The sequence below is a fragment of the Clostridioides sp. ZZV15-6597 genome (assembly GCF_020657815.1).
Taxonomy (GTDB): Bacteria; Bacillota; Clostridia; order Peptostreptococcales; family Peptostreptococcaceae; genus Clostridioides.
Window position 1 is genome coordinate 1 of sequence record NZ_JAGWCT010000146.1, and the last position, 7920, is coordinate 7920.

Annotated in this window: 6 protein-coding genes; all 6 read left to right on the forward strand. The window is 28.0% G+C overall.

Going from position 1 to position 7920, the window contains the following annotated elements; all coding sequences use genetic code 11:
• Window positions 1-537 precede the first annotated feature (537 nt).
• A complete protein-coding gene (locus KGF52_RS19430; protein WP_227841316.1) occupies window positions 538-3435 on the forward strand; it encodes a sigma 54-interacting transcriptional regulator in 2898 nt (965 codons plus the stop codon).
• 31 nt (window positions 3436-3466) lie between these two features.
• Complete coding sequence (locus tag KGF52_RS19435) at window positions 3467-3913, forward strand: PTS sugar transporter subunit IIA (RefSeq protein WP_227828898.1); 447 nt, start codon at window positions 3467-3469, stop codon at window positions 3911-3913.
• 119 nt (window positions 3914-4032) lie between these two features.
• Complete coding sequence (locus tag KGF52_RS19440) at window positions 4033-4335, forward strand: PTS sugar transporter subunit IIB (protein WP_227432742.1); 303 nt, start codon at window positions 4033-4035, stop codon at window positions 4333-4335.
• Window positions 4336-4536: 201 nt separating this feature from the next.
• Entirely contained in the window at window positions 4537-5943 is a 1407-nt protein-coding gene (locus tag KGF52_RS19445) for a PTS transporter subunit IIC (RefSeq protein WP_227841317.1), read from the forward strand.
• A 351-nt stretch (window positions 5944-6294) separates the two neighbouring features.
• On the forward strand, window positions 6295-7353 hold the full coding sequence (locus KGF52_RS19450) for a galactitol-1-phosphate 5-dehydrogenase (protein WP_227841318.1): 1059 nt from the start codon (window positions 6295-6297) through the stop codon (window positions 7351-7353).
• A gap of 20 nt (window positions 7354-7373) precedes the next feature.
• A partial coding sequence (locus tag KGF52_RS19455; protein ID WP_227841319.1) for a transketolase occupies window positions 7374-7920 on the forward strand: 547 nt, incomplete at its 3' end.

The following is a 7920-nucleotide window of genomic DNA, read 5'->3' on the forward strand; positions in this document are numbered from 1 at the left end:
AATATATCTTTTGCAGAGTATTTCAATAAAGCTTCAGATTTAAATGTTTTCATATTATTTTCCTCTCTGTGTGTAATTTTAATACTTGTAAATTATTTTTATAAATAAAATAGTATAATATGTCATATAAAGTCATATCTAAGTTAGAGATATGATTAAATTACTGTGTATATGAGCGTTTAATAAAATACTACTATATCGAATTAAAATTTAAAAACAGAAAGTGTTAAAAGCATAAAGGATTATAAATTTTTTTGTTGAGTAGATATATAATATTATATCTAATTAAATAAACTTTTCAATCCTAATTTTATAACTAATTTATATGATAATCTATATTATGAATTATAATATTATCAATCAAAAACAGTTAATACATTTAGTAAATTACTAAATGTACAAAAAGTAAATGTTTATCAAAATGTATGAATGTTTATGAAAACGTAGTCATGTACAAGTGTTGCAAAGAAAAAAAGTATTAAAATAAGTATGGCACGATAGTTGCTTATATATTTATCAAGAAAGGAGTTATCAAGCATGGAGTTGAGAGATAAACTTGTAAACATCATAAATACAGAAAATAAAAAAGACCCACTAACAGATGTTCAAATAGCAAAGTTTTTAAATACAACTAGAGAAAATATAACTAATCTAAGAAAAGAACTCAATATAAGTAATTCGAGACAAAGAAGATATCCCTATTTAAAGTCAGCGATTTCAGCAATATTGCAAAACAGTAAGGATATTTCTATTTCAGAAATTACCAGAGAGTTGATGACAGAAGGATTCAATATATCAAGAAGAGTTGTAGAGGAAATATTACCTAAGGAAAGTATAGAAATGGAAATAGTAGAGGTAATTGAAGAAAAATCAAGCGACCCGTTTGAAACTTTGATTGGAAATAAGGGAAGTCTTAGAAATGCTGTAGAACAAGCAAAGTCTGCTATATTGTATCCTCCAAAAGGTCTTCCCACTTTAATTGTAGGAGAAAGTGGAGTTGGTAAGAGTTTATTTTCTAAACATATGTATGAGTTTGCAAAGAAAAAGAAGTTAATAAAAGAAAATTCTAATTTTGTTGTATTTAACTGTGCTGATTACAGTGATAATCCACAATTATTGTTATCTTTATTATTTGGATATAAAAAAGGTGCATTTACAGGGGCTGAATATGATACACCAGGTCTTGTAGAAGAAGCTGATGGAGGAGTTTTATTTTTAGATGAAATTCATAGATTACCTCCAAAAGGTCAAGAAATACTATTTTCTATTTTAGATAGAGGCAAATTTAGAAGATTAGGTGAAACTAATGCTGAAAGAAAAGTAAGCATGATACTGATTGGAGCAACTACTGAAAACGTAGAGACTAATTTATTATTGACATTTAGAAGAAGAATACCAATGCTAATAACATTACCATCATTACATGATAGACTGTTAAAAGAAAAAATAGACCTTATATACAATATCTTTCAACAAGAGTGTAACAGAATAAATGCAAAAATATTTGTAGATAAAAATGTGATTGAAATACTTGCATTAAAAAAGTTTAGTGGAAATATAGGACAATTACAAAATATGATTCAAGTTCTTTGTGCAAGAGCTTTTATGAAGTTTATAAATTCTAAAGATGAAGATTGTGAATCAATAGTAGTAGTAGATATAAATGAAGTTTTAAAACTTAAGGATTCTTTCAAAGATGCTGCTTTTCAAGAGGTTGAATACACAGAAATAAGAAAGTATTTAAAAAATGCTATATTTATACCATTTAATTTAGAGGAATCTTCAATAAAAGAAAATGTTGTGAGTGATGAGTACATATTACCAGAGGATATATATAAAACAATTGAAAAGAAATATTATGATTTAAAGTCTTTAGACATTGAAGATATTGACATAGAAAATATTTTATGGACTTTTGTTTTAAATAGATTTGCTGACATAAAGTTTAATCTAGAAAACGATGAAGAAATCTTCTCAATGAGTGATTTAAATAGCTTTGTAAGTGATAGTCTAGTAAAACTGGTAAAAGAGCTAATGAATAATATAATTGAAAAAAATACTAATTTAGAAGTAAATAAAAATGCATTTAAATATCTAGCAATACATTTAGAAGAAGCAATAAAAAGGATTAAACTAAATCAAAAGATAATAAATGTAAACTTAGAAAAAATAAAAATAGATTTTTCAAAAGAATATGAAATAGCAAAAAACTTTGCAATTAAAATTGAAGATATAAATGAAATTAAGATTCCAGAAGATGAAATTGGATTTATAACACTTTATATAAAATCAGCCCTAAAGAATGAGGTAAAAAAAGATAAAGTTGGATTAATAATAATCTCTCATGGTCGTATAGCTACAGAAACTGTAAATGTTGTTAAAGAGCTTTTGGGAGTAAAATTTCCTGTGGCTATAGATATGCCTTTAGATGAAAAACCAATGAATATATATAACAAGGCAGTGGAGTTGTCAAAAATAATTGACCAAGGAAAAGGAATATTATTTCTAGTTGATATTGGGTCACTTACAAATATAGGACAAATAGTAAATAAGAGAACTAACATAAATACTAAAACTATTGATAGAGTAGATCTTTTAATGGCATTAGAAGCAACTAGAAAAGTTTCTATGGGAGATGAAGAACTCGATGAAATGTTTTTTTCTCTTGTAAAAGATAGGATGGGATATAACTATGAACTGGAAAAACACATAGATAAATCCAATGCAATTGTGACTTTATGTCTTACTGGAGAGGGAACCGCTAAGTACATAAGTAAAACATTAGAAGAAAAGTACAACAATACTAAATGTTATCAAATGAGTGCTTTGGATGAGAATATTTCCTATAAAATTGAAAAATTAAGAGAAAAAAACAATATATTAGCCATTGTTGGAACAATAAATCCCAAAATACCAGGTATAAATTTTATTCCATACAATAAAGATGTTTTTAAAAACCTAGATATATATCTTTCAAAAAAACAAGATGATAGTCAAATTAAAGGATATGGAAGAATGCTTGATGATGATTTAGTAATATTTGAGCCTGATATATATTTTAAAAAGGATTTACTAGAATATGTATGTTCAATTCTTATCAATAAGGGATATGTGGAAAAAGATTATTTGGATTCAGTTCTTCATAGAGAAGAAATGCTTCCAACATATTCTAAAGGGGCTACAGGTGTACCTCATGGAGATTCTTCTACAGTAAATAGTACAAGATTTGTTTTTATTAAATTAAAAAACCCTATTGACTGGGGTGTTGGTAATGTGAATTTTGTATTTATGCCAGTTTTTAAGACTAATGATAAAGATATTGTTAAGAATGTTCTTGAAATTTTAAAAGATGAAAAGTTTATGAATAGTGCTAAACAGTGTTTTGATAAAGAAGGTTTTAAGAAGATTATATTTGATAAATTTAAAAATATATAGATATAGCAACAATTTGAGAGGAGTTAGAGTAATGAATGTAGATTTAATATCATTAGGCTTAGAAGCTAATGATTATGAAAGTATTATCAGAGAATTAGGAAATAAAATGTATCAAAAAAAATATGTAAAAAATACATATATAAATGCAGTTTTGGAAAGAGAAAAAACATTACCTACAGGTCTTAATATTGGAGAAATGTGTGTTGCGATTCCGCATACAGACTCACAACACGTAAATGAATCTAATGTAGCTGTAGGAATATTGAAAAATCCAGTAAAATTTAATTCAATGATAGACCCAACAGATAATTTAGATGTAGAGCTTGTATTTTTACTAGCAGTAAAGAATCCAGACTCTCAAGTAAAATTATTAAAAGATTTAATGTCAGTTTTTCAGAATATAAAGCTATTAAGAGACATAAAAAATGCATCAACAAAAGAAGAAGTAGCTGAATTATTAAATTTTATAGAAATATAATGAAAAGATGTTTTAGAAGTAAATAATAGAACATTAAAAACTTAAAAACAGTATTAACTTCTGAGCAATTTAATTTATATAAAATAAAAACTTAAATATAATATTAGGAGGAAATTATTATGAAACAATTTAATGTATTATCAGTATGTGGTTCAGGAACAGTTACATCATCAATGGTGGCAGGGAAATTAAAAGAAGTCTTAGGAGATAAAGGAATATCTATTACAACGACAGAGGCTAGACCAACAGAAGCATTAAATTTGGCACAATCAGGAAGATTTGATTTTATAACATTTACAAGCCCACTTCAATCAGGTGATTATGGAATACCAACTATAAATGCATTTGCTTGTCTTACTGGTATAGGAGAAGATGCATTCTTTGAAGAAGTTTTAAAGGTTATTGATAGTTTAAATAAATAGTGTTTAGAGTATAATTTATAGTATTTGAATCAATAATTTAGATACTATAATAGACTACTATTCAAATAACTACTATCAAAATAAATTTAATTAAAGTGACATCATTTAAGAATTTATTAGAATAAAAAATGACAACAAAAAGATATTTATTTAGACGTATTTAATTAATTTGATAAATGTTTAGAAATAGGAGGATAAAAGATGTTAACATTTATGAAATCTATAATCGATACATTTGGTTCTGCAATTATAGTTCCAATTATAATATTCATAATAGCAAAAATATTTAAAGTAACTACTAAGAAATCGTTTCTTTCAGCTGTATATGCAGGTGTTGCTTTGCAAGGTTTTACATTAATATTAAACTCATTTACACCAATAATAACACCAGTAATTAATAGAATGGTAGATAGTACAGGAGTAAATTTACCTGTGTTTGATGTTGGTTGGCAAGCTACATCATTAGTTGCATTTTCAACAAGTGCAGGTATGATATACTTAGGTCTTGGAATATTATTGCAAACTATTTTATTTTTAGTAAAGTGGACAGATGTATTCCAACCATCAGATTTATGGAATAATTATTCTTATATGGTCTGGGGAGCAATGGTAATAGGAGTGACAGGCAATTTCCCTTTAGGTATAGGATGTATGGTCTTGTTAAACTTATACAGTTTATTAATATCAGAATTAGTTGCAAAGAGATGGTCTAGTTATTATAGATATCCTAATTGTACAATAATAGCTATGCACAATGTTGAAGCTTCTGTCTTTGCAGTATTTGCAGACCCTATATATAACAAACTTGGACTAAATAAAATAAAGTTAAACCCTAAAGAATTAGAAAAGAAACTAGGATTTTTAGGTGAGCCGATTACTCTAGGTCTTTTCTTGGGTATGTTTATTGGTATACTAGGTAATATGACTAGAATAACTACTATGGAAGCTTGGGGAGAAATAATGAAAGTTGGTATATCTACAAGTGCTGTTATGGCAATATTCCCAAAAGTAGCAAGTATGTTTGCTCAAGCATTTGCACCTATAACAGAAGCAGCTAGAAAGATTATGCAAAAAGCTGGAAATCGCGAGTGGTATATAGCAGTAAATGATGCTGTGGGATATGGTGAACCTGCAACTTTAATATCAGGTCTTATCTTAATTCCAATAATGCTTGTAGTAGCTATGATACTTCCAGGTAATCAAGTATTACCAGTTGTAGACTTACTTGCAATTCCATATATGGTACAAGGTTTAGTTGCAGTACATAATGGTAATATACCAAAAGTAATAGTTTCAGGTATAATATGGTTTGGATTAGGATTATATATATGTACATCTACAGCTCCATTATTTACAGATATGGCTACAAGTGTAGGTGTTGCTATACCAGCTGGAGCTATGCTTATAACAAGTTTCAATATACTAGGAAAACCTTTAATGGGGTTAGTGTTCTTTGCATTCTTAAGTGCAAATCCAATTTATATAGGATTAGCAGTTGTAATTTACTTTATCCTATGGGCATTATTTAGAAAGAATAAAACAAGTATACTTGAATATTTAGAAAAACAAGCACTTAAAAATGTAGCAGAAGAACCTGTAGTAGCATAGTTTAAGTTTATTAAAATATAATAATACAATAAATTAAGAAATCTATAGTTGATTTTATAGAAGTGTCAGAGATTATCTGAAAAGCTATAAATGAAATGTAGATTTCTTTTTATTTTGATAAATATTAGGATTCTGTTTTATTGTACTCAACTATCAATTTTATGAATTTTATTTTGTTATTTAAAACATACTTTTTTACCTTTATACAATAATGTAATTTGATTTTATAAAATGTATTATACATTGTCAAAATGCTTTGTATATAAGGTATTTGCAGAGATGAATTATTTGTTTTTTGTATGGCATAAATATTGCTATATATAAGTGTATAGCATGAAGGGAGAGGTTTATATGGCAAATAAGATGAGAGCATCAGTACTATATGATATAGGTGATGTTAGATATGAAATGGTTGATATACCAGAAATAACAGATGGAGAAGTACTTGTAAATGTTAAATATGTTGGAATATGTGGCTCGGATTTACCTAGGTCTATGGTTAGTGGATTGAGTGGAGGTACAGCATATCCATTAATTTTAGGTCATGAGTTTTCTGGTGAAGTTGCTAAAATAGGGTCAAAAGTAAAGAACATTAAAGTAGGTGATAGAGTAGCTGTTGCTCCATTAGTTCCTTGTGGAGAATGTGGTTATTGTAAAGAAGGGAATTTTGGATTATGTAATGACTACAATATAATTGGGACAAGAGTAAATGGAGCTTTAGCGGAGTATGTGAAAGTTCCTGAAGAGCATATTTTAAAATTACCAAATACCTTAGATTATGAAACTGCTGCTGGAATTGAACCAGCAACTATAGCATATCATGGGATTGCAAAAGCAGATATTAAGGTAGGAGATAGTGTAGTTGTACTAGGGTGTGGTCCAATAGGTCAGTTTGCTTTACAATGGGCAAAGGTTTTTGGAGCATCTAAAATTATAGCTGTTGATATTTTTAATGAAAAGCTAGAACTTTCTAAAGGTTTAGGAGCAAACTATATAGTAAATTCAAAAGAAGTAAATGCAATTGAAGAAATAAAAAAAATAACTAATGGTGGTGCTGATGTTGTTATAGAGACTGCTGGTAGTAGGTTTACTCAAGAGCAATCTCTACTTATAGCAAAAAAAAGAGGAGCTATAGTATTTGTAGGCATTTCGCATACAGAATTACCACTTAGTGCAAAAGCTGCTGAGAGTATATTACGTGGAGAGCTTACTTTGAAAGGTTCTTGGAATTCATATACAAGCCCTTATCCTGGAAGAGCATGGACAGCAACACTAGATTTTATGGGAAAAGGAGATATTATTTTTACACCAATGATTTCACATAAAATAGGTCTTAATGAAGTAGGAGAATTTTTGCGTAAAATGTCAAACAGAGAAATAAATTTCAATAAAATCCTAGTAGAAATATAAAAATTTAAGAGGTATAAAAGATGAATGAAAAATTAAAACAAATAGCTAAAAACATAAGAATAAATATTATAAAAAGTATAACAGAAGCGAAGTCTGGACACCCAGGAGGTTCACTGTCAATAGTAGATATCTTAACTGTATTGTATTTTGAAAAATTGAATATAGACCCTATAAAATTTAATGATGAAAATAGAGATAGATTTGTATTATCAAAAGGTCATTCTGCACCAGCATTATATGCAACTTTGGCAGAAAGAGGTTATTTTGAAAAAAATGATTTAATGAGTTTAAGAAAATTTGGTTCTAAGTTACAAGGACATCCAGATATGAAAAAAGTAGCAGGAGTAGATATGTCTACTGGTTCTCTTGGACAAGGTTTATCTGCTGCAAATGGTATGGCACTAGCTGGTAAATTAGATAGTAAAGACTATATGGTATACACTATTTTAGGAGATGGCGAGATTCAAGAAGGACAAATATGGGAAGCTGTAATGACAGCATCACATTATAAATTAGATAACTTAATTGCATTTGTTGACTTAAATGGATTACAAATAGATGGTTCTA